The sequence below is a fragment of the Olsenella sp. Marseille-QA0557 genome (genome assembly GCF_965119725.1).
In the GTDB taxonomy this organism is placed as follows: Bacteria; Actinomycetota; Coriobacteriia; order Coriobacteriales; family Atopobiaceae; genus Coprovicinus; species Coprovicinus avistercoris.
The window spans coordinates 821,502-848,237 of sequence record NZ_CBCPMI010000001.1; the positions used below are offsets into that span (position 1 = coordinate 821,502).

General features: G+C 53.7%; 26 protein-coding genes. 15 read left to right on the forward strand and 11 right to left on the reverse strand.

Annotation, left to right across the window (positions count from 1 at the left end; all coding sequences use genetic code 11):
• Positions 1 to 172: 172 nt before the first annotated feature.
• The 5 genes from ACQY6Y_RS03730 to ACQY6Y_RS03750 all read left to right on the forward strand — a co-directional run bounded on the left by ACQY6Y_RS03730 (position 173) and on the right by ACQY6Y_RS03750 (position 5,745).
• Complete coding sequence (locus ACQY6Y_RS03730) at positions 173 to 643, forward strand: MarR family winged helix-turn-helix transcriptional regulator (RefSeq protein ID WP_428378968.1); 471 nt, start codon at positions 173 to 175, stop codon at positions 641 to 643.
• Positions 640 to 1,587, forward strand: coding sequence for a DUF1848 domain-containing protein (locus tag ACQY6Y_RS03735; protein ID WP_428378969.1), 948 nt, complete (start codon positions 640 to 642; stop codon positions 1,585 to 1,587). The genes ACQY6Y_RS03730 and ACQY6Y_RS03735 overlap by 4 nt, the downstream gene beginning before the upstream one ends.
• 12 nt (positions 1,588 to 1,599) lie before the next feature.
• Entirely contained in the window at positions 1,600 to 2,496 is an 897-nt protein-coding gene (locus ACQY6Y_RS03740) for a radical SAM protein (protein WP_428378970.1), read from the forward strand.
• 273 nt (positions 2,497 to 2,769) lie between these two features.
• Complete coding sequence (locus tag ACQY6Y_RS03745; protein WP_428378971.1) at positions 2,770 to 4,221, forward strand: radical SAM protein; 1,452 nt, start codon at positions 2,770 to 2,772, stop codon at positions 4,219 to 4,221.
• 162 nt (positions 4,222 to 4,383) lie between these two features.
• Complete coding sequence (locus ACQY6Y_RS03750; RefSeq protein ID WP_428378972.1) at positions 4,384 to 5,745, forward strand: ATP-binding protein; 1,362 nt, start codon at positions 4,384 to 4,386, stop codon at positions 5,743 to 5,745.
• 79 nt (positions 5,746 to 5,824) lie between these two features.
• Here ACQY6Y_RS03750 and ACQY6Y_RS03755 read toward each other — a convergent pair whose 3' ends face one another.
• Entirely contained in the window at positions 5,825 to 6,457 is a 633-nt protein-coding gene (locus ACQY6Y_RS03755) for a flavodoxin family protein (protein ID WP_428378973.1), read from the reverse strand.
• A 49-nt stretch (positions 6,458 to 6,506) separates the two neighbouring features.
• Here ACQY6Y_RS03755 and ACQY6Y_RS03760 point away from each other — a divergent pair, with 49 nt between their 5' ends.
• Positions 6,507 to 6,785 carry a type II toxin-antitoxin system RelE/ParE family toxin gene (locus tag ACQY6Y_RS03760; RefSeq protein WP_428378974.1) on the forward strand — a complete coding sequence of 93 codons (279 nt, stop codon included), beginning with the start codon at positions 6,507 to 6,509 and terminating at the stop codon, positions 6,783 to 6,785.
• Positions 6,760 to 7,104 (forward strand): HigA family addiction module antitoxin, encoded by a 345-nt coding sequence (locus ACQY6Y_RS03765; RefSeq protein WP_428378975.1) that lies wholly within the window; start codon positions 6,760 to 6,762, stop codon positions 7,102 to 7,104. Before ACQY6Y_RS03760 ends, ACQY6Y_RS03765 begins: the two co-directional genes overlap by 26 nt.
• Positions 7,105 to 7,140: 36 nt before the next feature.
• Here ACQY6Y_RS03765 and ACQY6Y_RS03770 read toward each other — a convergent pair whose 3' ends face one another.
• From ACQY6Y_RS03770 to ACQY6Y_RS03785, 4 genes are read right to left on the reverse strand one after another with little or no spacing between them, the layout of a single operon-like run.
• The gene (locus tag ACQY6Y_RS03770) at positions 7,141 to 7,728 is read right to left on the reverse strand and encodes an adenylate kinase (RefSeq protein ID WP_428378976.1); all 588 of its coding nucleotides are present in this window, start codon (positions 7,726 to 7,728) and stop codon (positions 7,141 to 7,143) included.
• Positions 7,712 to 7,972: a hypothetical protein gene (locus ACQY6Y_RS03775; protein ID WP_428378977.1), complete on the reverse strand. Its 261-nt coding sequence runs from the start codon at positions 7,970 to 7,972 to the stop codon at positions 7,712 to 7,714. The genes ACQY6Y_RS03770 and ACQY6Y_RS03775 overlap by 17 nt, the downstream gene beginning before the upstream one ends.
• Before the next feature lie 12 nt (positions 7,973 to 7,984).
• On the reverse strand, positions 7,985 to 8,692 hold the full coding sequence (locus ACQY6Y_RS03780) for a DUF1700 domain-containing protein (protein ID WP_428378979.1): 708 nt from the start codon (positions 8,690 to 8,692) through the stop codon (positions 7,985 to 7,987).
• Positions 8,689 to 9,000 carry a PadR family transcriptional regulator gene (locus ACQY6Y_RS03785; RefSeq protein ID WP_428378980.1) on the reverse strand — a complete coding sequence of 104 codons (312 nt, stop codon included), beginning with the start codon at positions 8,998 to 9,000 and terminating at the stop codon, positions 8,689 to 8,691. Before ACQY6Y_RS03785 ends, ACQY6Y_RS03780 begins: the two co-directional genes overlap by 4 nt.
• A gap of 256 nt (positions 9,001 to 9,256) precedes the next feature.
• On the opposite strand from ACQY6Y_RS03785, the gene ACQY6Y_RS03790 reads away from it, so the two are divergent.
• Positions 9,257 to 9,673 carry a hypothetical protein gene (locus tag ACQY6Y_RS03790; RefSeq protein WP_428378981.1) on the forward strand — a complete coding sequence of 139 codons (417 nt, stop codon included), beginning with the start codon at positions 9,257 to 9,259 and terminating at the stop codon, positions 9,671 to 9,673.
• A gap of 29 nt (positions 9,674 to 9,702) precedes the next feature.
• Here the strand turns inward: ACQY6Y_RS03790 and ACQY6Y_RS03795 are convergent, their stop codons facing one another.
• The 3 genes from ACQY6Y_RS03795 to ACQY6Y_RS03805 form a co-directional block, all read right to left on the reverse strand.
• Positions 9,703 to 9,984 (reverse strand): type II toxin-antitoxin system RelE/ParE family toxin, encoded by a 282-nt coding sequence (locus ACQY6Y_RS03795; RefSeq protein ID WP_428378983.1) that lies wholly within the window; start codon positions 9,982 to 9,984, stop codon positions 9,703 to 9,705.
• Positions 9,977 to 10,255: a hypothetical protein gene (locus ACQY6Y_RS03800; protein ID WP_428378984.1), complete on the reverse strand. Its 279-nt coding sequence runs from the start codon at positions 10,253 to 10,255 to the stop codon at positions 9,977 to 9,979. The genes ACQY6Y_RS03795 and ACQY6Y_RS03800 overlap by 8 nt, the downstream gene beginning before the upstream one ends.
• A gap of 101 nt (positions 10,256 to 10,356) precedes the next feature.
• Complete coding sequence (locus ACQY6Y_RS03805; protein ID WP_428378986.1) at positions 10,357 to 14,220, reverse strand: M60 family metallopeptidase; 3,864 nt, start codon at positions 14,218 to 14,220, stop codon at positions 10,357 to 10,359.
• A gap of 263 nt (positions 14,221 to 14,483) precedes the next feature.
• On the opposite strand from ACQY6Y_RS03805, the gene ACQY6Y_RS03810 reads away from it, so the two are divergent.
• The 3 genes from ACQY6Y_RS03810 to ACQY6Y_RS03820 are packed head-to-tail and all read left to right on the forward strand — an operon-like array spanning position 14,484 to position 16,859.
• A complete protein-coding gene (locus tag ACQY6Y_RS03810; RefSeq protein ID WP_428378987.1) occupies positions 14,484 to 15,356 on the forward strand; it encodes a transporter substrate-binding domain-containing protein in 873 nt (290 codons plus the stop codon).
• A complete protein-coding gene (locus ACQY6Y_RS03815; protein WP_428378989.1) occupies positions 15,356 to 16,141 on the forward strand; it encodes an amino acid ABC transporter permease in 786 nt (261 codons plus the stop codon). Before ACQY6Y_RS03810 ends, ACQY6Y_RS03815 begins: the two co-directional genes overlap by 1 nt.
• Positions 16,125 to 16,859 (forward strand): amino acid ABC transporter ATP-binding protein, encoded by a 735-nt coding sequence (locus tag ACQY6Y_RS03820; protein ID WP_428378990.1) that lies wholly within the window; start codon positions 16,125 to 16,127, stop codon positions 16,857 to 16,859. The genes ACQY6Y_RS03815 and ACQY6Y_RS03820 overlap by 17 nt, the downstream gene beginning before the upstream one ends.
• Before the next feature lie 71 nt (positions 16,860 to 16,930).
• Here ACQY6Y_RS03820 and ACQY6Y_RS03825 read toward each other — a convergent pair whose 3' ends face one another.
• Positions 16,931 to 18,946, reverse strand: coding sequence for an FUSC family protein (locus ACQY6Y_RS03825; protein ID WP_428378991.1), 2,016 nt, complete (start codon positions 18,944 to 18,946; stop codon positions 16,931 to 16,933).
• Between the two features lie 132 nt (positions 18,947 to 19,078).
• Between ACQY6Y_RS03825 and ACQY6Y_RS03830 the strand changes: the two genes are divergently transcribed.
• Together ACQY6Y_RS03830 and ACQY6Y_RS03835 are read left to right on the forward strand one after the other, a co-directional pair.
• The gene (locus ACQY6Y_RS03830) at positions 19,079 to 20,002 is read left to right on the forward strand and encodes a CorA family divalent cation transporter (protein WP_428378992.1); all 924 of its coding nucleotides are present in this window, start codon (positions 19,079 to 19,081) and stop codon (positions 20,000 to 20,002) included.
• An 8-nt stretch (positions 20,003 to 20,010) separates the two neighbouring features.
• On the forward strand, positions 20,011 to 20,718 hold the full coding sequence (locus ACQY6Y_RS03835) for a hypothetical protein (protein WP_428378993.1): 708 nt from the start codon (positions 20,011 to 20,013) through the stop codon (positions 20,716 to 20,718).
• Between the two features lie 12 nt (positions 20,719 to 20,730).
• Here the strand turns inward: ACQY6Y_RS03835 and ACQY6Y_RS03840 are convergent, their stop codons facing one another.
• Positions 20,731 to 21,687 carry an EamA family transporter gene (locus ACQY6Y_RS03840; RefSeq protein WP_428378994.1) on the reverse strand — a complete coding sequence of 319 codons (957 nt, stop codon included), beginning with the start codon at positions 21,685 to 21,687 and terminating at the stop codon, positions 20,731 to 20,733.
• A 301-nt stretch (positions 21,688 to 21,988) separates the two neighbouring features.
• Positions 21,989 to 22,984 (reverse strand): helix-turn-helix domain-containing protein, encoded by a 996-nt coding sequence (locus tag ACQY6Y_RS03845; RefSeq protein ID WP_428378995.1) that lies wholly within the window; start codon positions 22,982 to 22,984, stop codon positions 21,989 to 21,991.
• Positions 22,985 to 23,110: 126 nt separating this feature from the next.
• On the opposite strand from ACQY6Y_RS03845, the gene ACQY6Y_RS03850 reads away from it, so the two are divergent.
• The gene (locus tag ACQY6Y_RS03850; protein ID WP_428378996.1) at positions 23,111 to 24,949 is read left to right on the forward strand and encodes an ABC transporter ATP-binding protein; all 1,839 of its coding nucleotides are present in this window, start codon (positions 23,111 to 23,113) and stop codon (positions 24,947 to 24,949) included.
• Complete coding sequence (locus tag ACQY6Y_RS03855; protein ID WP_428378997.1) at positions 24,950 to 26,725, forward strand: ABC transporter ATP-binding protein; 1,776 nt, start codon at positions 24,950 to 24,952, stop codon at positions 26,723 to 26,725.
• The last annotated feature ends 11 nt before the right edge of the window (positions 26,726 to 26,736 follow it).

The window sequence follows — 26,736 nt, forward strand, 5'->3', positions numbered from 1 at the left end:
TCTTTTGCGCTGCTCGCGATGGCCTTGCGTGTACTGATAAAAAGGTGTCTGACACCAATTTATCATCTAGCGCAGGCTGCTTCGCAGCCCATTTCATCAATTCATTGATAAATCGCGCCATGCGCGATAGAATATCAATGCATTGATATTTCACCATCGAAGTGAGGCGCGCATGGCCGACAAAGACGCCCGCCGTAACGCCTACATCTACTGCGCGCTGCGCGAGCGACAGTACGCGCGCTACGACCGTCACGCACGCGACAACGGCATCACCATGCAGGCGTTCCTTGTGGTGAACGCGCTCTACTACGCGCCGGAGGGCCTCGCGCAGGCGCGCATCTGCGAGCAGACGCTCAACTCACGCCAAACGGTGAGCCTCGTGACCAAACGCCTCGTGGCGCAGGGCTATGCCACGACCGAGGGCAACCCAGACGACCGCCGCAACAGCATCGTGCGGCTCACCGACGCCGGCCGCGCTTGGGCGCACGACATGGTGCGGCGCATCACGCGCGCCGAGGACGAGGCCATGGCTGCCCTCACGCCTGAGGAGCAGGAGGAGCTCGTCTCCCTGTCCCGCCGCTTCACCGAGAACCTCATCCGCCTCATCGACGACCCGGATCTCAAGCTCGAGGAGGACGCATGATCATCAACACCGGCGCGCGCACCGACACCGTCCAGTACTACGCCCCGTGGCTCCTGCGCCGTTTCGAGGAAGGGTACGTGCTCGCGCGCAACCCGCTCTTCCCCAACAAGGTGACGCGCTATGAGCTCGACCCGGCCGTGGTGGATTGCGTGGTGTTCTGCTCCAAGGATTACGCGCCCATCCTGCCGCACCTGCACCGAATCACGAGCCGCTTCAACACGTACTTCTACTACACCATCACCGCCTACGGGCGCGACATCGAGCCCGGCGTTCCGAGCATCGAGCGCAGCATGGGGACCCTCATCAAGCTGGCCGAGCAGGTGGGGCCTGAGCGCGTCGCCTGGCGCTACGATCCGGTGCTGCTCACGCCGACCTACACGCTCGAGCGCCACCGCGAGATCTTCACGCACATGGCAGACGTGCTCACACCGCATGTGGACCGCTGCATCTTCTCATTCGTGGAGATGTACAAGAAACTGCGCTTCAACATGCCCGAGCTCATGTCGCTTTCGATGGAGGACATGGACGAGCTTGCGCGGATGCTCGGAGGCATCGCGGCGGAGCACGGCCTTTGGCTCCAGACGTGCGGCACCAACGGGGACTTCTCGCGCTACGGTATCCATCCGAGCGGCTGCCTCACGCTCGACATCCTGGGGCGCGCGAACGGCGTGGAGTTTCGACCGCTCAAGCACCGCGGCATGCGCGCGGGCTGCCATTGCTTCGAGGCGCGCGACATCGGCGCCTACGACACCTGCCCCAACGGCTGCCGGTACTGCTATGCCAACAAGGATCACAAACGGGCGGCCGAGAACTACCGCCTGCACGACCCGGAGAGCCCGCTCCTGATCGGTCATCTGCGCCCGGAGGACACCGTGACCCAGGGCGTTCAGAAGAGCCTGCTTGCGAAACGCTCCGGGGGCGGGCAGCAGACGTTCGGGCTGTAGGGGGTGTCAGCTGTGATCATTGACGAGAGAGCTGTCAAAAGCATCATCTCAAAATCCAACCTGCCGGTCTGCGATTTCTCGGCGAACCCTTATGTGGGGTGCGCGCACGCCTGTCGCTACTGCTATGCGAGCTTCATGAAGCGCTTCACGGGGCACACGGAGCCGTGGGGGAGCTTCGTGGACGCCAAGCTCTGGCCGCCCATCAAGCATCCCGAGAAGTATGCGGGCAAGGAGATCTTCATCGGCTCGGTTTGCGACTCCTACCAGCCCTGCGAGGAGGAGTTCGGCCGCACGAGGGCGCTTCTGGAGCAGCTGCTCGGGTCGGGTGCACTCCTCTCCATCCAGACCAAGAGCGACCTGGTGCTGCGCGACCTTGACCTCATCCGGGAGTTCCCGGAGGCGCGCGTGGGCTTCTCCATCAACACGCTCGACGATGGGTTCCGCGCGGAGATGGAAGATGCCGCGAGCATCGAGCGGCGCCTCGCGGCGATGGAGACCCTCCATGCGGCGGGTATCCGCACCACGTGCTTCATCTCGCCGATCTTCCCCGGCATCACCGACGTGCCTGCCATCGTGCGCCGCGTGCGGGGCATCTGCAACCTCGTGTGGCTCGAGAACCTCAACCTGCGCGGTGACTATAAGGCGCGCATCCTCGCATGGGTCCACGAGCGCCATCCCGAACTCGACGGGCTCTATGACGAGATCTACCGGCGCGGACACCGCGGCTGGTGGGAGGCGCTCGACCGGGAGCTCCGCGCATTTGCCGAGGCAGAGGGCTTGCCCTACGTGCGCAACGACGATACCCTGCGCCGTCCCTTCGACGCCCCGCCCGCTATCGTCAACTACTTCTATCACGAGCAGATCAAGAAGTCGGCAATGAAACATGGCGGGACGCCCGAGTCGAGGTAAGCCGCGAGGGGCCCCGTTTGCGAGTGCGCCCACCTCGCCCACCATGCTCGAAGCTCGATGTGAAACCTCAAAATATGCACTATTTCGCATAACATATCATTATTCGATACTTGTCCAGCAAACATACCACAATCAATGTATGCATCATTGCAGATAAATGGGTATAATCCTTTCAAGTGCCGTGGCAACTTGGCATCTAGCGGGCCAAATCCCGTTCCACCCATCTCGTCACCACCCCATCCCAATCGAGCGAACTCGGCCGAAAGGAATCCCATGGCATCTGTTACCCAAGCCGCTGAACGCGCGGCGCTCAACAAACTTATCGATTATCTCGACAATAATCCAGAGAAACACATTCCACAGATCATGGATCTTGTCAATAAAGCAGTGCCGGACTCGGTGTTTCCGACGCAGCGTGCTGTCATTGGAAGCGCAATCAAGGAGCACAGCAATTGGTACGAACTTATCATGCGTGCCTTTCGCCTGAATCCTGCAATGCGTTCGCGCTTGCTTAAGACGCTCATTGTGGACGCCAACCTACTTGCATGGCCTGTTCAGCAGAAGTCTCGTGAGCGTGAGCAGTGCAATATCCCGTGGGCGATTCTTCTCGACCCTACAAGTGCTTGCAACTTGCATTGCACCGGTTGCTGGGCTGCTGAGTACGGCCACAAGCTCAATCTCACCTACGAAGATATCTGCTCGATTATCGACCAAGGTTGCGAGTTGGGCACGCATATCTACATCTATACGGGTGGCGAGCCCATGGTGCGCAAGGCCGACCTTATCAAAATTTGTGAGAAGTACCCGGATTGCATTTTTCTCTGCTTCACCAACGCTACGCTCATCGATGAGGCGTTTTGCGATGAAATGATTCGCGTGGCAAATTTCGTGCCCGCCATTAGCGCTGAGGGTACCGAGGCAACGACTGACGAACGTCGTGGCAAAGGTACGTATGCCAAGATCATGCATGCCATGGAGCTTCTGCGTGAGCGCCAGCTACCGTTTGGCATCTCGTGCTGTTGGACGCGCGCAAATGCCGATGCTGTAGCAACCGAGGAGTACATGGACTGGATGATCGAGCAGGGAGCGCTTTTCTGCTGGTTCTTCTACTTTATGCCGGTGGGTAAGGGTGCAACAGTCGATCTTATGCCTACTGCTGAGCAGCGCGAACACATGTATCGCTTTATTCGTGAGATGCGCCACAAGAAACCGCTTTTTACGCTTGACTTCCAAAACGATGGTGAATTTGTGGGTGGATGTATTGCCGGTGGTCGTCGCTATCTGCACATTAATGCAGCAGGCGATGTGGAGCCATGTGTGTTCATCCACTACTCCAACGCGAACATCCACGATGTGAGTCTGCTCGATGCCCTTAAGAGCCCACTCTTCATCAAGTACTACGAGGGGCAGCCCTTCAATGAGAATTTGCTACGCCCCTGTCCTATGCTCGAGAATCCCGATGAGTTAGGTCGTATGGTTGCCGAATCGGGTGCACATGGAACGGATCTGGTGGAACCCGAGACGCCTGAGGAGCTGCGTGAGAAGACCGTTGCGGTTGCCGAGGAGTGGAAACCTGTGGCGGAACGTCTGTGGCGCGACGAGGACGACGAGATGTTCAAGAAGCGCCACGACCCCTATCAGGGTCTTGATTCGGTTGAGGAGCACAAGTTTGAGCGTCTGGGACGCGACGTCGAGGCGGAGCGCGCGGCGACGTTTACCGAGTAGGGCAGCAAGTCTCAAACATGAGCGATTAAGCAAAGAGCGACAAGTCTCAAACATTTCGTGTTTTCGGGCAAAATAACTCTCAAACATTTCGTGTTTTCGGGCAAAATAACTCTCAAACATTTCGTGTTTTCGGGCAAACATGCTGTTGTTTAAGGGAGTAATATGTTTGAGCGCAAAACCTATGAAGCTCTTGCTGAATGGAAACGCATTTCAAATGGGCGCACAGCTGCTCTCATTGAAGGGGCACGGCGTGTTGGTAAGAGCACTGTCGCTGAGGCATTTGCTCGAGCAGAATATGATGACTATTTGCTTTTGGATTTCTCTCAAGAGAGCGAAGAGGTCAGACGCAACTTTCGTGAGAACATCGGCAACCTCGATACGTTCTTTCGTAATCTGTTCCTTCTCAAGGGAAAAAGTCTTGTTCCAGGAACTTCTGTCATCATTCTCGATGAAGTCCAGCTGTTTCCTCTAGCCAGGCAGGCAGTGAAGCAACTGGTTCGGGACGGGCGTTATCACTACATAGAAACAGGGTCGCTGATCTCGATCAAGCAAAACACCGAGAGAATTCTGGTTCCGTCAGAAGAACATCGGATTAGAATGCATCCGATGGATTTCGAGGAGTTTTTGTGGGCCAAGGGCGACACAATAACAGCAAACGCCATTCGTGAAGCGTTTGAGCATAAGCGCTCTCTGGGTGATGATATCCATCGTGCCATTATGAGGTCGTTTAGGGAATATCTTGCTGTAGGCGGAATGCCTCAAGTCGTTGCATCGTTTGTAAGTGGGGAAACCTTTGAGCAGGTTGACTTTGCAAAGCAGTCGATCTTGTCGCTCTACGAGGAAGATTTGCACAAATACGACAGTGAACAGAATGGGCGCGTGTCGGCAATGTTTCGGACCGTATCTGAGCAGCTGGGAACTCAGAGCATGCGTTTCAAGTTCTCTGTCGTGCACAAAGACGCACGATATGATCGTCTGGTGAGCTCGCTTGCGTTTCTTCGCGAGTCAATGACGGTGAACGTGTGCGAGAACGTGACGGACCCCAGCACACTCATGGACCTGTTTGTGGAAAAAGAGAACTTCAAGATGTTCATGGCCGACACGGGGCTTCTAGTGACACAGGCGATGGCAGGAGCGTCTGGCTCCCAAAACGCGCTCTATAAGGCTCTTATCTTTGGCAAACTGGGAGCAAACCTCGGTATGGTGATGGAGAACGCAGTAGCACAGATGCTTGTCGCGAATGGACACGAACTTCATTTTCATGAGTTTGAGTATGCTGAGCGCAAAAAGGATGGTACACGCGGGCGACCAAAGAAGTACGAAATTGATTTTTTGACTATTCGAGACAAACGTGTGTGTCCCATTGAGGTTAAATCATCCTCGTACCGCACACACAAATCCCTTGATGTGTTCTTTCAAAAATATGACGTGAAGGTCAATGAACGTTATGTGCTCTACGCAAAGGATTTACAGCGTGATGGCAATGTGGTTTATCTTCCGTGGTACATGGCCATATGTCTGTAGGTAGTCTCGCTGCACGGCTTTTCGAGTGGGCAGCCGCTTGATCATCCTTTTAAGGTTTCGATTTATCGTCAGAGAACCCTTACGGCTCCGGCGATTCTCTGCTTATGAGGATGGTACGGCCAAACGCGCGAGCACGCTCAAGGTGATCTGTTTCAGCAATGCGTGGTCGACCATTGGTGTCTCCGCAACCACCAGCGAGGTAGGTTCCATGATCGCGGCAACCGAGGTAATTAACCACAGCGAAGCGGTAGTACGACACTGCTTGGTCGATGGTCCAGAAGAAGTTATCGACGGCGGTCATGAGTAGAGCAACATCGTGGACGGGGTAGCGCTCGTAACGACCGAGTGGTGGAAAGGGATCTTCTTCAGCGAGGCAGTAAAAACGCTCGATAAAGGCTTTGAGTGCAGAGGAGATAGTCCAGAAGTAAAGAGGGCTTGCCAGGACGAGTAGGTCTGTCGTGCGAATCTTGGGAGCGAGGGTGTTGAAGGCGTCTTTCTGCGCGCAGGGCTTGCCATAGCGGCAGGCATTGCACCCCATGCAACCGTGGACCTCATGCTGGGAGAGCGAGATGATCTCGACTTTGTGACCCGCCTCTTGGGCGCCCTGTGAAAAGGCATCTACAAGCTGGGCAGTGTTGCCGCGTGGTCTTCCGCCACCACGGTCGGGATGTTCGAAGACATTAATGATTACCGAGTAGACGATACAGAACATACGTTCTATAATGAGCTAGAAATTGACAATAGTAACGTGAGGCGATACTATGATTGTGTCATTCGGAAGTGCGGATACGGAGCGTCTGGCAGCAGGCTTTCGTGTGGCACGGTTTGCTGCATTCGAGCGCGTTGCTCTCCGTAAGCTTCGTCAGCTGCAGATTGCAGGAACGCTTACAGATTTGCGTGTTCCACCGGGGAATCGGCTCGAGGCGTTGCACGGAGATCGATTGGGACAATATAGCATTCGCATTAACGATCAGTACCGTATTTGCTTCCGCTGGACCGAGGGAGGTGCCGAGGGTGTCGAAATCGTTGATTACCATTGACGGGCTTGCTGACGGTGCGTCGCTCGCGCCTGTCTCTCCGGGAGAACTGCTCAAAGAGGAGTTTTTGGTGCCACTGGGCATTTCGCAGTATCGGTTGGCCAAGGAAACGGGCATCCCGGCGCAGCGCATCGGTCAGATTGTGCTGGGACGGCGCTCGATTACAGCCGATACCGACCTCAGACTCTGCCGCTTCTTTGGTCTCTCGGATGGGTATTGGCTGCGTGCTCAGGTGGCATACGACGTAGAGGTTGCGCGTCGCGAGCTGGAGCCTGAGCTCAAAAAGATCAAACCACTCTCTAGAGTTGCGGCGACGTTCTGATAGTTCATTTTGGGACGGGGTTGTTTTGAGCCTAGATTAGGCAGAAACATGTCCATCTCGCGCAGTAAGCAGATGAGTGAGAAAAGCGTCTACCTCGGCATGGCTGCGCAGCTCGATAACGCGTCGGCTATCGCGCCACGCATGGAGCGTCTTGACAATTTCAGGACGTTGCTCAGTAGGAAAGCGCTTAATATAGGCAACGAATTCGGGATCAAGAGTATCCTCCTGCCAAGGCAGATCCTCGCGCGGCTGTCCGATGCGTGCAGCTGCACCGGCGAGGCATACCTCCACTGGCATGTCGAGGAAGATTACCGTATCGCAGCGTTCGAGTCGCTTTGGGAGTGTGTGCAGATAATTGCCGTCGATGATCCAATGATCTCCGCGCAAAACCTCTTCAAGTTGTGTATCGAATTCTGCGTGTGTGACATTACTGCCATCTGGCTTGTGCCAGATCATGTCGAGATATATGAGCGGTAGCCCCATTGCATCGCGTATTCGGCGAGCAAGGGTGCTCTTGCCGGCACCTGGGCTACCGATGATAAGTACGCGCTCAAAGGCTGAAGAGGGCAAGTTGAGATGATCGGCCATAACTTCTTCTACTACAAACTTATAGGCGAGGTGCATCAGGTGCTTCAGGTGCTGTGAATTCGACTTCTCCTAGGTTTTCAAACAAGTTGATGAATGGAATGTTCGCTGGGTCATCAACCTCGACACCGCCTAAGTTGATGTTGTTGTCGCGCAGATCGATTTGTGTTTGGAACACGGCTGAGTTAAAGCCCGAGGCGATGAATCCGAGCACGGCAAGGACGATACCAAGAGCAACGAGTCCTCCCGCAACAGTGAAATAAGTCTTCTTTGCGTTTGTCATAGTGCACAGCTCCTAATTGAGATCGGCTGTAGCTACAGCGGAAAAATGCTCACTACCTGCGGCGTCGTCATTGTTGGAGGACGAGGTAGCTAAAAACCCGCCATTACCACCTGGACGTGTTGTTGTTCCATTGCCGCGGTCTTTATGGAAAGGAGACAGGGCTTTTTTCATCCAGAGGGTTGAGATTCGTGCAATCTGTTTGCTTACAGCCAAAGCGCCTGCGCTTACGAAGAGTGCCGCACCGATAAGTCCGAGACCAACACCCAGCATCGCGAGCATGTAAGGGATGTTTCCAACAGCGATGCCACAAATGAAAAGTGCAAGCGCTGCAATACCTGAAATGCCGAGTGCTAAGGCAATAATCCAGACGCAGAGTGCGAGAATCCAAATGCAGAGGTAGACCGTGATAGCTATGGCCGCGAAGACGAGAAGCAACGGTACCCATACCGGGGAGCCCACGATGGTGAGTATCCAAAGCAGCGTTGGGCTTTTACGCTTGGTTCTCGCAATGGCGCGCGGCACGGCGGGCAGGTCATCTAGGATTGCTTCAGCCACAGCACCCGGCGATCCGATGGCGGCAACAGCTTCCTCTTCAGACATGCCATCTTCCATACGGTCGGCGATGGCTTCGTTGTAAAACGCCTTCGACTCCTCAATCTGTTCGGCGGGCAAACACGCTAGGAGATCGCCCAACCGCTCCAGAAACTCTTCCCTTGTCATGATTGCACTCCCTCCACGTAGCGGTAGATCTCCTGTATAGATGGCCATTCGGCCAGAAACTCCTTAATACGCTCGCGTCCGGCGGGCGTGATGCGGTAATACTTGCGTAGGCGGCCGTTGTGTTCGGCAGAGCGCACAGCGATACAACCTGCCTTCTCGAGGCGTTTTAGCAGCGGGTAGAGCGTGGATTCAGTGAGCTCCATGCATGCAGGCACGTCCTTGACAATTTGATAGCCATAGGACTCTTCACTGGATATTGCTGCGAGCACACAAGCTTCTAGAAACCCGCGCTTCATCTGAGCTTCCATCTACATACCTCCTCTCACATAATACTGTGTGACACATACTATATAACACATAGTATAAGGCGCGGCAAGCTATTTTCTTTTTTTGGAATGCTTCATTTGGAACGGGCTTTAATCAAGCATGCTTGTTCTGCGCTGGATGCATATTCTGTGTGCACAGCGTCTGCTCGCTACTATGTATGGTCGCTGCTTGGATGTTTCTCATCTCACTGGAGGAGAGCAGTATGAAATTAAGTGCAGATCCGAAAGGAGATGATCCATGAAGGTCAAACGAAATACGCTACTTCTCATCGCATGCCTAGTGTGGAGCGTAGCGGGCATCAATATCCTGCGCATTGGCCTCATGGCGTACCCAGCCTATCTTGGCATCCTGAACATCGCGCTCAGCCTTGTGGTCTTTGGCGTCTTTCAGATGTTCATCTTCAGCCGACTCGTGCGCAAGCACACTGCGCGCATTGGCGGCTACCAGGACGAGCGACAGTTCTTCCTCAAATTCTTTGATATTAAGGCCTTTATTATCATGGCGGTGATGATGGCAGGAGGGATCGCTCTTAGGGCAAGCGGTTTTGCGCCCGAGCGATTCATTGCAGTGTTCTATACCGGTCTGGGCGCTGCGCTCCTACTGGCAGGATTGCTCTTTGGCCATAACTTCGGCAAAGCGGTTCAGGCAAAATAGCCTCAGAGTAAGATGTCTAGAGACGTAAGCTAGAAAAGCTCGTCATGCGAGCCTGTGCGAGTAAGTACAAGCTGGAGCTCATCCTTATTGATGCGGTAAATCAAAAGCCAGTCGCCCGAGATGTGGAGCTCACGATATCCCTTCCATTCACCCTTGAGTGCATAATCGTGGTATCGAGTGCTTAGTATGCTTACATCTTGGGCAACCAGCGTTCTTACCGCCTCTTCAAAAAGGCTTATGTCATAGTGCTTCTTCACCAGCACCTTAAAGTCTCGCTTGAAGCGTGGAGTGCGAAGAATAGATCTAATCATTGAGGTCCGCTAGTAAGTCTTCGACGTTCTCGAACCTTTCGCCTATCCCATGCTCTGCTTCGAGACGGGCTTCAAGGTTTGCCAACTCCTTCTCTGCCTCACAAAACTTGCGGTAGTCGTTGACGCTAATAATGAAGTATGCCGGTTCACTGTTCTTCAGTACAGTAACGGGAACACCGTCAGCGACCTTTGCGAATTCGCTACTGGCACTTCCCCTGCTGAACTTACTGATAGGAACCATAGTATCAAGAGGAACCGCAATCCTGCTCATTTGATACCTCCTATAAACATGTATATTTTCATGCATATAGTATTATATCAAGCTATCGCAGCTGGTTGTTTGTCACAGTGTCAGACATTAAAGGTTGTGTCTTACGATTTTCGGAGGCGCCGTGCGATGAGAGCGCCGATAAGGGCAATAACGGCACCTGCAGCAGCTAAGCCAACAGGCAGTATCGACGTGTCGCCTGTTTCCGCAAGTCTGCCAGTAGCCTCAGTAGTCAATGGACTGCCATTCGGCTCCTGCTCGACGGCGCCTTCATCATTGAGAGAGTTGTTTTGATTGTTGCTGTCGGAAGCATCCCCATCCGTCTGAGAGTCTCCGTCGGACTGGTTCGAGCCACCGCCGGTCGTATTGTCATTGCCTCCACCTATGTTGTTGTCGCCGTCGGTCGAGGTGTCACTATTGCCGGCATCGCCATCAACGTTGTCGTTTCCACCGGGGAGCTCACCGTCAGATTCGGGTTCATCTGCATCGGGTAACTCGTTGTCGAAGATGGGGCCATTCATGTTAGCGGCACGGCTGGGATTTAAGCGCACATCATAGGCAACTACAGAGTAAGCAGCAGGATCGAAGGTATCGCCGGCTGCGTTGTCTGTGCTTTCCTCATCCGCTGAGGCTGCATCAGTGTTGCTATCTCCAGCATCCGTGGCGACCTTGAACGAACCATCTCGTGAGAAGCCAATAAGGGTGTCATTGCGGTACAGCTCATAGGCGGTTGTGGCATGCCCGAGGTCATCCGTCGCCATAGTAGCCTCAACCTGTACGTGTCCATCCTCGGTTGCCTGTACGTCCACATGTGGCGCTACCACATCAACACTGTCCTCTAGCTCGGCGTATGTCTTTGCGCCATTGATAATTGCCGCATCTGTATTAATTGAGAAGTACTGAACCTTACGGGGCATTGAGGGGTATTTCGAACACCACTCCAACACTTCGGGCGCAAGGTCGTGCTCACCCAGGTTGTAGAGATACTCCGCAAAGTTATAACCGGTGCTCATGGTGAAGGCCACGGCCATGCGGTTGTACTTCTCGAACTTTCCGCCTGATGTGACATGTGCCGCTAGTTCTTGAATGGTTTTTACAGCATTGGCGTCACTGCGCAGAATGCGTACCGTTGCACCATATGCACCGTAGCGCTCGACGTCGGATGCAATCTCTTGCGTATAGGGACTTGCATCGAAGTCATAGCTGCTATAGTCCCAGCTATCAAAAAAGTGTAAAGCATTCCACCAGGTAGTCACATGGGTCCAGATATAGGTGCCCCAATTGTCTCCATTCATCCAGTCGGGAACATACGTGGGCTCGGCTGCCATACGTGTTAGTTCCTCGTCGCGGCGCTCTGTTGCCCGTATTACGTTCTCGTGATAATGCTTCTGAGGATCAAACGGAGTGTTTGTCGCAAGCAGCGCTTCGATACCGCCTTGGCGTGATCCAGCGATGGAATATAGATTGTTCGTTTCCTCACCGACGGCGATGATGTTGTTATCAAGCATATGGCCGTATTCGTGTGACATGCCCCAGCTATACATCTCATCACCCGACAGGAACGGAGCTACGTAATCTTCCGGCATGTGGAAGTAGCGAAGATACGCATAGAGCGTTGAAGGATCTGTAACGGTGCTGGTAAATGCGGTGTGCACGCGTGCTGGGCTAATGGCATTCGGTCCATTCTCATCGTCTGAATTGTAGCCATCAAATGCCCAGAAGAACTCAAGACGATCTTGGATAGCCTTGTTTGATCGTGTGATGTAGGCCGTGGCCTCTTCTTGGCTGTTGATGGTGGCATATGCCTTTGCAAGCACCGTTGCTCGCAGAGCGAATTGGGCGTGTCCGTTATCGCCCATTTGGAGAAGAGCCATGTCGTCAACCTTGCCAGCTTGGACATTCGCTGCATGTTCCTTTACATCCTGAACAAAGTTCCAGAAGAGTTCTGGATTGTTGGGATCATGCTCATAGAGGGGGTGCTCTTCCAGACTCGAACCTAACAAGGGGCTCGTGCTTGCAGATGAATCATTGAGAGTTCCGGCTCCGTTGGCTATATATGGCGCGTCCTCAGCTTCGATGCGCACACGTGCTGGGTTTGAGGTTGAGTCGTTGCGCAGGTAAAGCATGTAGCCATGCTGCTTGTCGCTGAGGTCAACAGTGATGCGGTTCTCGCCATGTGCGAGTTTATGCTTCTGTTGCAGGTTAAGTGAGAGATAGTTGTTATTGTCGGTAACGCCTACCTGTCGCCAGGCTACAGAGAGCTTGGAAGGATCCTGAGCCTCAACATAGATGACAATTTCGTTCTTACGTCCTGGCTTGAGGTAGAGCCCTGTGGCATCGAGATTATCGAATTGGTATCCCTGCTGTGTGCGCTGGGCTTCGACACCAGGATCTCCCAGTTCAGAGAGCTCGATTACCGAAGACGCAATTGCATCATAGTTTGTATTGAAGTAGGGGACATAGTGTTCGAGTCGATCGATTTGCTGTAGGCGCACACGGCGCTCAGGCGTGTCGATACCAGCGAAATGATCTTCAACGGTGTTGCGTAGCTGATCAAGAGCGTCGGGAGCGTCAAGCTCGTCCCGCAGATCAAGGGCGAGGTAATCATTAAAAGGGTTATCCAATATTTCGAAAGCCGTCTTCACTTCGGATGAGGCAAGTACGAGATGGCTTTCATTTTCAGAATCAATTCCTACAGATGCAATCTTCTCTTGAGCGCCACCGTGCTTTACAGAGAGACGGGTAAGAATGTCACGTGCATCCTGAGAAGAGGTGGTTGTGGCAAGTAACGTTCCGTCTGCCCATGTACCCGAAAGCACAATGTCGATGGGATTGTCAGTGTTATGAGAGGCGGGAACGCCTGAAAAACTCAGACGCGCTCCTTGGTTAAGGTCGATACGGTCTACGCCTTTAAAGTGAGCATTTTCGCCCAGTGTGAGTGAGCCGTTTGTGTCTACGCGCACACCGAACGTGTTATTAGGATTGTTATCGCCGATGGTACCCCCATCGAAAATGAGGGAGCCACCCGAGAGGACCTGTACCACGCCGTCGTTCGACACGTTCGAAAGGTTGTTTTCGATGGTACCGCCTTTCAGGTGTATGTTGCCCTTGGTCCACACCATGGTCTGGGAATAACTTGCACGGTTCTGGGAGATAACGCCACTGTTCATCTCGAATGAACTGTTGGCTTCAACTGCGACCGCAGCGTTACGCATGGCGAAGTTATCGCGGATCTCACCGCCATCGAGCACAAACTTGCCGGAGTTTACGTATACGGCTCCCCAGGGGCTCCAGGAGCAGCGGGCGTGCACAATTGAAACGCCCTTGCCCATGGTAAATGTCGACGATCCATACAGGGTGACAAGAGCCTGAGTAGAATCTTTATCTTCACCATGCAAGGTGAGTGAACTTGCTTCGTTTGCACGCTCAAGCGTGAGAGAAGCACCATCTTCAAGAAGAATCATGCCGGCAGGCTTGTCGTTTGCTGTGGTGAAGGATGAGCTGCGGGTTATGGTTACCTTTGCTGTGGCACGCAAAGTAATGTCGACACCGTTTGTAATAACGAGCTGCGAGTCGAGCACCTGGTCGCTGGCAATCTCGATAACATCTCCGCTCTGAGCGTTGGAAATGGCAGCTGAGAGGGTGTCATAAGACGTGCGTGTGTTGTTGTGAATAAGGACAATGGTGGCATTGTCGACAGCTTCTGTAGTATCAGTGCTGGTATCAACAGCATCAGGTGAAGCGGTGTTTTCGACAGGCTCTGCTGCGTCGGCACGCTCATTGGAGCTTTGGGATGCTTCAGCTTCTTCAGGTATTACTATTTCGTTAGTTTCATCATGTGCGTTCTGGGTTGCTTCGGAATCTACGGTGTTTGTGGCGTGTTCTCCAGTAGCTCCCGCGTCAGTGGGAGTGAGGCTCACGGCAAGAAACGCTCCGAGAAGTACGGAGGTAATTTTGCTGGAGGGCATTATGTTCCTTTCGCATCTCGCCTGTACTGAGTAAAGGCGTAGCCGCGCTGCGGATTTTGAGCGCGGAGGCATTGGTATGTCCAGGTGCGAATTCGTTATACCAAGCTAACAATTTGTTGGTAAGTGACTTGAGACCGACTCCATTACTTTTTCAAGAGTCTATTTTGGGTATGAATGGTTTTGGATTTCTAAAATCTTCCAGACAGTGTTTGATATCAAAATAAAGAGCAATAAGGCAACGAACGTATCAAAAGGACTACCTTATGAGAACTATATCAACTGTTTCTGTTACTCGTCGTGGGGCACTTGCAGGCACGTTGGTTCTGGCAAGTGTTGCTACAGGCATGCTTGCTGGCTGCTCAGGACAATCTGGGTCTGGAGATGGCTCTCGACCGCTTCGTGTGGCAATGGAGCTCGCCTACCCGCCGTTTGAGGGCAAGGATGATGCGGGCAATCCATCGGGTGTTTCCGTCACGTTTATGCAGGACTTTGCCGAGGCATATGGCTACGACCTTTCTATTGAGAACGTGAGTTTTGACGGACTTATTCCATCGCTTCAGACGGGCCAAGCAGACGCTGTAATGAGCTCCATTACCATTACCGATGAACGTGAGGAAGAAGTTGATTTTACCGATCCCTATGCGGTGGCTCAGCTCGCCATTCTTGCTGGCGCAAATTCTGGTGTGGAAAGCGCTGAAGATCTCAATCAGTCGGATAAAACGGTGGCAGTAAAAACGGGGTCGACAGGTGATGTGTATGCCACCAAACACCTCACAAATGCAGAGATTTTACGTTTGGCCGACGAGAGCGCCTGTGTGACTGAGGTTGTCCAAGGGCGCGCTGACGGTTTTCTTTACGATCAACTCACGATCTACCGAAACAACCAAGCAAATCCCGATACGACCAAAGCGGTGTTTATCCCCTTCCAAGATCCTGAGTATTGGGGCATTGCAGTGGCATCCGGTAATGATGAGCTGCGAGAAGAGCTCAATTCCTTTATTGCTGAGAGTAAAGAAAACGGCGAGTTCGATCGTCTGACAGATACCTATCTTGCAGATGAGAAGGCTGCTTTCGATGAGCTTGGTTTCCGTTGGTTCTTTGATTTTGATGAGGACAATAACGAGGATGAGGCGTAATGCGTAATCCCTTTATAGTGCGTCCAGGCGAACGACCTTGTCCTGTACAGACAATAGTGAGCTATTTCGTTGTATGCGTTCTTATCATCGGCTTCTTCTGGATCTCACTTGCTCAGGTGGGCGTGGTACTCGACTTTAGCTTTGTTAGTCAGTACCAGGTTCGTATTGTTGACGGTCTTTTGCTCACCATACAGATATCCCTGTGGAGTCTGGTGATAAGTCTTGCCATTGGTTTGCCTGTTGCGGCAGGTCAGGGAAGTCGCATACTTCCGGTGCGCTATCTATGTGATGTGTACGTCAAGCTGATGCGTGGCACACCGCTCTTAGCGCAGATATATCTCTTTTTCTATATTGTGGGCACAGCCTGGGGTGTAGAGAATCGCGTGGTGGCAGGCATTATTATCCTCTCCATATTCTCAGGGGCATACATTGCCGAGATAGTGCGTGGCAGCCTGAACTCGCTTGATGCAAGCCAGCTTGAGGCTGCGCGAGCAGTGGGTTTCACGCGTCGCCAGACGTTGCGCTATGTCGTGGTTCCGCAGCTTGTAAGCCGGACGCTTCCAGCGCTCACCGGCCAGCTTGCCAGCATGGTGAAGGACTCATCGTTGCTCTCGGCAATTGCCGTAATTGAGCTCACGCAGACCATGCAAGAAATCAGTGCCGCCACCTTTAACCTCTTTGGAACCTATTTGTTCTTAGCAGGGGTATATCTGGCACTGACGCTTCCCATAATGTTTGTGAGCCGATACTTCGAGAGGAAGCTCGACTATGCGCATGCAGCTTGAGGCTATCACACGTGCCTTTGGTGACGCGGTGGTGCTCGATGGAATTGATTTTGATGATGAGGTGACAACACTTGCCATTATTGGCCCTTCAGGCGGTGGCAAGTCCACACTCCTGCGCATTTTGGGTGGCCTTCTTGTTCCGAGCTCAGGGCGGGTCCTGGTAGATGACGAGCCTGTGCCTCTCGATGAAGAGGCGCTCGTGCGCTATCGAGCAAGCTTAGGGTTTGTTTTTCAGGATGGCGGGCTCTTCCACCATCTGACTGCGCACGAAAATATTGCATTACCACTACGCACCGTACATGGTTTAAGTGCAGATGAAGCCTCCGCGCGTGCCGACGAGCTGCTGAAGCGCTTTGGCTTAGAAGGCGAGGGAGATAAACGCCCGGCACAGCTTTCGGGCGGTCAGCGTCAACGTGTGGCGATTGCACGGGCGGTGGCGCCGCGACCTCGGATGCTGCTTTTGGATGAACCTACTTCGGCGCTCGACCCGGAGTACACCACCGAAGTCCTGGATCTTCTCCGCGATCTCAAAGATGAAGGAACACTCTTCATTACGGTGACACACGAGATGGGCTTTGCGCGTCATGCCTGCGATAAAGTGGCATTTCTTTCGGGTGGAAAACTTGCAGAGTACGGAGAAAGTGAGCAGATCTTCTCAGCGCCAAAAACTCCCGAGCTTAAGCGCTTCTTGGGAAAGCTCTTGGAGTGGAGCGTGTAGGGCTGAATGGCAGCCTCGTTGAACCCAATTTCGGTTCGCGTGAACTCCGTGCACCTGACCTCGATAGCTTGTCACCCAGTCTTAAGACAGGCTGATGCGGTTTCATTGAGGTGATCGAGCGCTGTTGCTAAAGATTTTGCGCGTGTAAGGTATTGATTGAGCAAGGTGCGCAACTCTTCTTCCTGAAGTTTTCCTACAAGATTTTCTGCGGTTTCAAGCCGTTTGTCTGCAACAAAAGGATTGCTGCACGCTTCAGCAATCGTCATAAACTGCTCAAGTGTTGGGTACTCCTGCTTACTTGCTCCGTCCAAGCGAATGAAATAATTCAGCTGTTCAAGCCCAACGGTAAGCTTACGCTGGCAGGCAAGCACCTGCTGTGCAGCATCGTGATAGCTTTTCTCCTCACTTGTGGACTGCGGGAGCGCTTTCACATAGGAAGCTGCCTGTGCGTGCACCGTGTGCATATGCCATATCGCTTCACTCGATGTAACTGCATTAATGTTCGTATGAAGACTTGCACGTAGTAGCGCCCAATAACTTTCTATGAGTATAAAGAGCTCGTCTAAGTTTGCGCGGAAGAGCGCGCGGTCACTTGTGGGCACAGTGAGACGCGTGACTATAAACACGAATATCACGGCTGCAATGAGGCATACAAGGCGCATAAAGATGGCATAGCGCTCACCGGTGGAAAGAGACACTATTGATAGGGCATACGAAGACCCAAAGAACGCCATAGGTGTTTTTCCTTGTGTGCTCGCGTATCTGCCCATTACAAGTATCATGCAAACGGTCAGCACAGCCCAAATGGGCAATGAGAGTGTCGAAAGCATATGGACAAACAGGCAGCCTAAGACGGTACCTAGGGTGCGGGTTCGCATACGCCGCATACTCTCTGCAGGATAGGGTTGTGTGAGAAGAAAAGCGTTTATCGGGAACCAATACAGATGGCTTATAGGAAAGGCCAAGCTGATGGTAAATCCTACGGTAAGCACAATGGCACATCGCACCGAAAAGCTCAACTCAAATGAGCTGATTGAGGGGTGCTTGTAAAATGACGCAACTCGAATCCTGAGTCGGGGAGACATGCGCCAAAGACGGTTTGTATGCTGGTTTGGTTCACGCAATACGAGCAGGATCATATGGAGATAACTGCAAAAGAAGCGTCTAAAATCCTCATCCTGAATCGTATGAGCTTCAGACAAAAGCGCTTCTGCATGGGTGATAGCTTCTGATCGTTGTGCACTTTTAGTTGAACAGCTCGCCTTGCGCGTAAGTTCTGCAAGTTTATGTAGGTCGGCCGCATAGGAGCACGTTTTGTTTTCATCCCACTTGAATTGCCCTACCAGATATGCTGTTCGCTCAGCGAGCATGGCATACATATCAAGCACAACGCGCATCCGGGGATTAACACCTGCGTTTTTACGTGCATCATCCGAGAGATTAACAAAGTCAGCATGAAGTTGAAGAAACTCATCTTGTGGATTATCGCTGGGAGCTTTATGAGCAAGATGTTCAAGTGCATCGGCGAGTTGGTTAATGAGTGCATGCAAACGAGTTGCGCACTGATCGGATATATGGAGTATGCGACCTGCAATAATGAGGGCAACGGTGAGTGCAATGCAACACGTTCCTATCACCATCAGCTCTGTCCAAAAATTATCAAGAAGCTGTGGCTTGAGCTGCAGGAATACAAAAAGCATGAGATAGCGATAGTAGCGCATCGGAGTGAACTGCGACGAACGCATGTACAAGAAGACGAATGGTATTGCAATATTGGTCACAATACACAGCGGTATAGTGAGCGTTGCTATGCGCGCTGCTACGAGCGTAAGTATGCTCATGCCAAAGAAGTGAGCATACTGAGCTGGTGAGTTATAGGCATGAAGACGCGAGTTGAACAAAGCGGTATAGCACAGTGCTGGTATAACGTGCGCAATGCCGAAGAGTCCAGAAATGGTCCAAAAGAGGACCATAAAAAATGCTGAGGCGGGTAAGGTTTTCCGAAGTAATTTAGCTACTACATGCGTGAGTGGGGGTCGCGCTGCGCCGGTTGCCTGTTGCTTCTGCTTACCTTGGTCGTCAGCCACGTTTACACACATCCCTGTTAATGCAAGCTCTATGCTAATTCCATGGTACACCTGTCGAATTGGTGCAGATGCAGGGTTAGTGGCAGGTTGTTACAGATAATCGATGCAATTATCGCGTCGGAGGCGATACACATGGGAAAGTTCTGGCACATAGAAAATGGGCATCTTGCTCCAGGTTCGCATGATGGAGCAGTTGAAGTTGAAATGTCATGCGATATCTCATCCGTTTCTGAGCTTGCGCCTGAGCATCGCAGTGTGCTTGCCCAACTCAAACATGCAGCAATCCCCTTTGCTGAACGTGTTGCCTCTGGTGTGGTAGGGGTGATAGTGGCTCCTGCAGGCGCGTGGCGTTTCGGATTCGTACTGAGTGCTCATCGGCTGCTTTTGGTAGACGGGCACGAGGTATGTATAGCTGCGCTCAATCGTGCGGTTGACAACAAAGTGTCTGTCTCCGGTTCTGCGGGAGCACTGTGTGCTGTGTTGAGAGAGCTCTTACGCGATCATCCCACTGAGCTCTCCCTTGTGCATGAGGACTTTGAGCTGTTTGAGGATCAAATCTTAGAAGGTAACGTGAGCATCGATCGCGGAAAAATGATGGATGACACGCGTAAACTGCTCGGACTCGATACGTTCTACCAAGGCATGTCCGATCTCGTTGAGGAGATCCTAGAAGAGGAGCTTTCCTTTGTAACATCGGCGGAACGTACGCATCTTCGTGCGCTCGAGCGCCAGCTTAGCCGTCTTTCAGTGCGCCTTGAATCGGTGCAGGACTACAGTCTTCAGGTGCACAGTCTGTACCAGGAGAGCATTGACATTCGCCAGAACAATGTGATGCAGTGGCTTACGGTGGTGGCTACGATTGCGATGCCCCTGACGTTTATCACCGGATGGTACGGTATGAACTTTCCGCACATGGGACTTATCAATAATCCTTGGGGCTATCCAATTGTGATTGTGCTGTGCCTCGTTGTTATTATCGGTGAAATCATCTTCTTCTGGAGAAATGGATGGTTAAGCTTCGGAGGCGTGCGGCATAAACGTAACAAGCGTCAGTGACGGTAGATATGAAACACAAGACCCGCAGGAACCATACTGACAAGCAACAAGTTGTCAACCTGTTTGATACGGCACGTGATGCCAATGAGAAGGTGCGGAAGGATTTTGACCCTTCAACCGTACGAGCCCTTTATCTGGCAACGGTTTTAGGCATATGGCATACCCTTATCGGTTTAGGCAAGGTCATTTCAGGTGTGCTGGGTATGTCGATTTTTGTGTGCGTGAACGGGTTGTACACCGTGGGCATGGGTGCATCTCGTTTGATAACGGCAACGGGTGCGGTGCGTGCTGGTTCTGGGTCGTCTCGTCGTTATGCTCGTATTGCAGGCATCATGCTCACGACGGCAAGTGTGTGCTACGTGATATACGCGTCATGGGCACTTTTTTATCCATCGATGAGGAACTATCCACGAACAGCAGCATTTGCGATTGTTGTGTTCACGTTTGTGGAAATCGGCCTTAATGTCATGCATCTTATCCAAACGCGTGGAGCAAAGACGGCAATTGAGAAGGCTCTCAGAATCATAAGCTTGGCAAGCTCACTTATCGCACTTTCCCTCACACAAGAGGCAATCCTATCGGTTCTGGGCGTAGGACATAATCCAATCGTTGATGCCTGCATACGATGCTTGGTTGGCTTGATTGCTGTGGCTCTCGGTGTGAGCATTGTGGTACGCACGCGCTCGGGCGCACCCGTGGCTAAAGGGTGGAAATAGTGTAAAACCGGATTACTGTGTGGTGCTAGAGACTGCTTTCGATGCAGGTAGCTGCGCAAGGCATACGCCAGCAAGGATGATGGCCACACCCAGCCACTCAATGGGACCGAGTGGTTCGCCAAGCACAATCATTGCAATGAAGAGACCGGCAGGAAGTTCTGCTGAGGCCATAACGGTGGAGAGGCCTGCAGGTAGATGCGGTGATCCTAGCCCGAAGAGCAGTACCGGACACGTGAGACCAAAGAATCCTGCAATAACAGCGAAAGGCAAGATGCCTTGGAAAACAATACCGGAGATGAGGTAGTCCGGACATACAATGAGCGACATGATGCCGGCGCCGAGACACACAATGACACCTCGCTGTTCGTTGGAGCAGTCTACCTTAACCTTGCCAGATAATGTGACGAACAACGAGCAAGTTACAGCTGCGCCCAAGGCGCAGGCCAGACCGAGGGGATCGTAGCCGGAAAGTCCCGTTTTGTAGACACCGCTTGCGAACATGGTGCCGAACACGATAATCACAGCCGAGACGATCTCGAGGGGCTTGGGTGCATGCTTTGTCATGATGGTCTGCCAGACAAGGCCCATCCAGGTGAACTGGAACAGCAGTGTGAGCGCTACGGGTGCGGGAAGTATGCTCATGGCGTAGCAGTACAGAATCGACGTGATGCACGTGAGGGCACCGAGTCCCATGAGCTTGAGCACCTGCATGCCCTCAAGGCGAGCCAGGTGTCTGCCGCGTGCTCGCTGCACAACTGTTGCAAGTATGAAGAACAAACAACCGAACCACGCTTGGCTTGCCACCACCTGTGCGGAGGTAAAACCTGCTGCGTAGGCGAGCTTGTATGTGGTGGCCATTGCACCGTAGCAGGCGCCTCCTGCGAATACCTGCAGAGCTGCTACTGCCCGACGACGCCCCGATGAAGGAATATCTGTAGCCGGCTTCGATGTACTGACTGCGTATTTCATGCCCATCCCTCTCATTATCCTATTTGCGCTGGCTCGATTTCACACGGTTTGAGCTTTCGGAAGAGAGGTCATGTTGTCGGATATTGGTGACAAACAAAAAACCACGCTACCGATGCGCGGTTGCGTGGCGAAAAGGTGACTTGCGTCCGGAAAAGTCCACACGATTTTAACTATTCAACTGTATGGAGCTCCTCAGGGAAAGTCAAGTAACACGAGTATCTCCATGCTTGACTTAAGTAGATCGCTGGCCGTAGCCCCTCCATCATCGGGGACGTTGTTGTACTGAGTAGCAGCGGGGGAGTTAGTCGCTCAACAGCATGTCTCTCCATCCTCGCGGAGCAATGCCTGCAGCGGAAGAGAAGGCGTGGCTGAATGCTGAGGGGCTTGGATAGCCGAGGAGTCCGGCGATCTCGGCGATGGAAAGACGCTCGTCCGAGAGCAGATGGTATGCCCGTTCGAGCCTGAGCCGCCGCGCATATGTGCCGACACCCATACCCATCTCACGTGCAAAGATGTCACAAAGCTTTGACCTGCTCACATAGAGCCTCTGGGCGATGGTGCCGGGAGAAGGCGGCTCCTCGCCCCGCTCGATGGCAGCAGCGATGAGATCCTGTGCGCGGGCCACGAGTGCCCCTTGTTTCCCTTCGTCACCTGATTCGGAGGCTGCCAGTGACGCTATCAGGGCAGTGATGTTTGAGAGCAATCCCAACTCCCCGCCGGAACGAAGAGGAGGCTGCGTTGGTATGGCATTGAGCGCCCGCTGGATGACAAGCTCGGCACTTCCGCTCCAGCCCCTTCCGAATGCTGTGAAAAGCCCGTAAAACTCCCCTGGATACCGATGCTCGAGCTCATCGAAGAAATCCGGAAGGAAGATGAAGGACCGTGAACGGTACGTGTGGTTGGCGAGCAGGTGACTGGAGAGCGAACGCGGCTCGTGTTCGACAAACGTGGCGAATTCATCGCGACATTCGGTGGATGTTGCCTCGTGGTTGATAAGCGTGACAGACAGACCACAGTCTCGCGAGCATGCAACCGCGTCTTCCCCCATGGTGCAGGCACAGGCGTAGGGACCTAGGGAACCCTCGAAAAGCGGCATGTCTGTATGCGGGGTGACATCGTGGCAGAGCACAAGACAGTATGGTGAGGGCGCGCAGAGCCACATTCGTCCGTGTGCTATGTCACCTCCTGCATTGCCCATCCAGATATTTCCACGTCGTTCGAGGCGGATGCCGAGCTGCTCGACCTGAGGTGCAAAGAGTGCAATGAGCTCCGGGGAAATATCGCCCAAGTTCGTCATCTTGAAGATGTATCCACCTTTCTTGCGGCTTCGTCCGAGATAAGTTAGCGATAGTTAACTATTAGCCGTTTACATGATACGTTTCGGCGGAATGCCAATCAAGACTTTGATGGATAGGAGGCTTCTATGTCGGACTCTCAAGTGACGGAGGCAGGCTCGGCACGCGGCACGGGTGCCGTGGGCCGGTTGCTCGCCTTTGCTGGCCAACGACGTGTGCTTACCTATATAGGATGTGTGCTCTCCGCTACGTCAATGGTCGTGGGCTTCGGCCCATATATCTGCATCTGGTTTGCAGCGCGCGACCTTATCGCTGTGGCGCCAAACTGGAGTGCTGCTACAGACATAGCTATGTATGGCTGGTGGGCGCTCGGGTTTGCGGTGGGGTCGATTGTGCTCTACTTTGCAGGACTTATGTGCACACACCTTGCAGCATTTCGCTGTGCATCCAATATGCGCAAGCGTGCTACAGAGCACCTCATGCAGGCGAGTCTGGGCTACTTTGATACGCGCGCTTCGGGTGCGCTGCGCCGTGTTGTGGATGGTTGTGCGGCCGAGACTGAAGGACTTCTCGCTCATAAGCTGCCGGACACGGCGGGCTCTATCGCTATGATCGCAGGGATGCTCGTTTTATTCTTTGTGTTCGACTGGCGTCTGGGTGTGGCGTGTCTCGTACCGGTTGTAGTGAGCCTTGCCTGCATGTTCTATATGATGGGTGGACGCGGTATGGACTTCATGACGCGTTACATGGAGTCGCTCGTGAAAATGAACAAAACTGGCACCGAGTATGTGCGCGGGATTCCTGTGGTCAAAGTATTTCAGCAGACGATCCACTCCTTTCGAGCGTTCCATGACGCTATTGATGAGTTCACAGTGCTTGCGCAGGACTATGCAGTGAAGTGGTGCCAAACGCCACAGGCGCTTTCGCTCACGTTTATCAGTGCTGCAGCGGTTTTTCTCGTTCCGGTAGTTGTGCTCGTTGTGCCTGGTGAGACGGACGTTGTAAACCTTGCAGCGAACTTCGCCTTTTACGCTATCTTCTCGGCTGTTATCCCTACAGCCATGACACGCGTGATGTTCATGTCGGAGGCGTTCCAATCAGCAGCGGATGCAGTTACCCGTGTGGAAGAAGCTCTTGCTGCTCCCGTGATCAAGGCGCCTGCTGTGCCTAAGATTCCGCAGGATAACGGTATTACCTTCGAAGATGTGAGCTTTACCTATGAAGGAGCCGATGAGCCGGCGCTCAATCACGTGAGCTTTACGGTTCCAGCTGGCTCCACGGTGGCGCTCGTAGGTCCCTCGGGAGGTGGTAAGACGACGGCTGCTTCCCTTGTACCACGTTTTTGGGATGCGGATTCTGGATGCGTAGCCGTGGGTGGGGTGGACGTGTGCCAGATGGATCCCCACAGCCTCATGGATCGCGTGGCCTTCGTGTTTCAGGCCAACCGACTTTTCTCGCAATCCATCTTTGAAAACGTGCGAGCTGCGCGCCCGACAGCAACGCGCGAGGAAGTGCTGGCTGCCCTCTCTGCTGCTCAATGCGACGATGTTCTTGCCAAACTACCGGACGGCATAGATACCGTCTACGGTGCGGAAGGTATCCACCTATCCGGAGGCGAGGTGCAGCGGCTTATGATCGCTCGCGCGATTCTCAAAGATGCCCCCATTGTGGTGCTCGACGAGGCAACAGCCTTTGCTGACCCCGAGAACGAAATAAAGATTCAAGCTGCCTTCAAGCGACTTGCGCACGGACGTGACGGCATACCCCGCACCGTACTCATGGTGGCTCACCGCCTTTCTACCGTGCGAGCGGCCGACAAGATTGTGGTACTCGATCACGGGCGTGCGGTGGAGCAGGGAACGCATGACGAGCTCGTGGCGGCAGGTGGCCTTTACGCGCGCATGTGGGCTGATTACGAACGGGCGGTTAGTTGGAGAATCTCGAGCGCCGAAAGGGGCGTGGAATAGATGTCTGTTAAAGAGAAGTATGCCCTCACGGACGAGGGTATGAGGAACGTATGTCTGGGCGCGATATGGACCACCGTTACCAATCTTGTAGTGTTTGCGGGTATTGGATTCGTGTTCACAATCATGAGCGCACTCGTGTCGCGACTCACGGGCAGTGCGGTCGAACTGGGGCCGTGGGGTATGCTTGGTTTCGATCCACTTGCCGTGCCCGTTGTTGGGTGGTTTGCAATACTAGCCGTGTATCTCGCCGTCCTCTTCATATGCGAGCGGCTTCAGTATTACTACCAGTACGGCGTCATTTACAAGGAGAGCGGCCGGCAACGCATTGCTCTTGCTGAGCGCCTGCGAAGGCTGCCTCTGTCGTTTTTCGGCCGACGCGACCTTGCGGACCTCACTGAGACGCTCATGACCGATGTCAAGACTACCGAGCATGCCTACAGCCATGTGTTGCCCGAGCTCTATGGTGCCTACGCTACTATGGCTATCGCCCTCGTGTGTTTGCTCACTTTTGACTGGCGGCTGGCTGTGGCATCCATGTGGTCGGGTCCGGTGGCGTTGCTTTTACTCTTTGGTGTGCGCTCAAAGCTTCAGCCGCTTATGCGCGCAACGCGTCTGGCAGGCCTTAAGACCTCAGAGCTCATTCAGGAGGCGCTGGAATGCGTGCGCGAAGTACGCGCTACCAACCAGGAGGAACGCTACCTTGCGCGCGTGTACGAGAGCGTGGATGCTGCAGAGCATTCCGCCGTGCGCAGCGAGCTGGCGTGCGGCATCTGCGTGAACGGTGCCCAGGTGGTGCTGCGTCTGGGGTTTGCCACTACACTGTTGGTCGGCGCCGCCTTCGTGCTTGAGGGGACCTGTGACTTTCTTACACTCTTCTGTTTCTTGCTGGTGGTGAGTCGTATCTACGCTCCCTTTGATCAGGCGCTCATGCTCATCGCGGAGCTCTTCTCGGCGCGAACTGCCTCCGCGCGCATGAGGAGCTTTTTCGAGGAGCCGCTTGCGGAGGGCGGCAAGGCGTACGCGCCTGTCGGTCATGATGTAGTGTTCGAGCACGTGGGTTTCTCGTACGAAAAGGGTGGAGAAAAGGTGCTTGAAGATGTGTCCTTTACTGCCCGCGAAGGCGAGGTTACGGCGCTCGTGGGGCCAAGTGGAAGCGGCAAGTCAACCTGCGCCCGTCTGAGCTGCCGTCTGTGGGATGCGAGTGCCGGACGTGTGACTGTGGGCGGCGTAGACGTTGCGAACGTTGATCCTGAGGTGCTTCTTGGTGACTTCTCCGTGGTCTTCCAGGGTGTGACACTCTTCGATGACACAGTGATGGAGAATATCCGCTTGGGTCGGCGTGGAGCTACCGACGAGGAGGTGCTCGCTGCGGCGAGGGCTGCCAACTGCGACGAGTTTGTGAGCCGCATGCCTGATGGTTATGCCACGATGATCGGCGAAAACGGCGCACGCCTCTCCGGCGGGGAGCGCCAGCGCATCTCCATTGCTCGAGCGCTGCTGAAGAATGCGCCGGTAGTACTTTTGGACGAGGCGACTGCGAGCCTCGACGTGGAGAACGAGACGCAGGTACAGGAGGCGCTCTCGCGACTGCTCGCCGGCAAGACCGTCATCGTGATCGCGCACCGCATGCGCACCGTCATGAGTGCAGACCGCGTTGTGGTACTTGATAACGGGTGTGTGGTCGAGCAGGGAAGCCCTGCCGAGCTCATTGCAGCTGACGGCCTCTTCGCGCGGATGGTTCACCTGCAAGCGGAGTCTTCATCCTGGGCGTTGTAGCATCGTCTTCC